1 protein-coding gene is annotated in these 482 nt (G+C 73.4%); it reads left to right on the forward strand.

Annotated elements, in window-relative coordinates:
- Positions 1–482, forward strand: a 482-nt coding sequence (locus E1295_RS48360; protein ID WP_132642141.1) for an SDR family NAD(P)-dependent oxidoreductase, incomplete at both ends; no start/stop codon positions are given.

Here is a 482-nt window from a genome sequence, read left to right on the forward strand (position 1 = left end):
CCGCCGATGCGTCGGCCCAGACTCCACCCGCGTCCGTCGCGGCCGGTGAGATCCGGTTCGTCCAGGCCGACGTGCGCGTCCCCGAGGACGTGGACCGGCTCATCTCCGGCTTCGACCGGCTGGACGTGGTGGTCAACAACGCGGGCGGGTCGCCGTACGCGCCACTGGACGGCACCTCGCCGCGCCTGCACGCCCGTGTCATCGACCTGAACCTGACGGCCCCGCTCCTGGTGGCGCAGCGCGCCTACCCGCTGCTCGCCGCCTCGTGCGGGGCGATCGTGATGATCGGCAGCGTCAGCGGCAGCCGCCCCTCACCCGGCACCGCCGCGTACGGCGCCGCCAAAGCGGGCCTGCACCACCTGGCTCGCTGCCTGGCCGCCGAATGGGCGCCACAGGTGCGGGTCAACACGATCGTCGTCGGCCTGACCACCACAGCCGCCGCCACCACTCACTACAACCCCCACCACCGCACCACCCCCGAC

Origin of the sequence: Nonomuraea mesophila, assembly GCF_004352805.1 — a bacterium.
Classification (GTDB): domain Bacteria; phylum Actinomycetota; class Actinomycetes; order Streptosporangiales; family Streptosporangiaceae; genus Nonomuraea; species Nonomuraea longispora.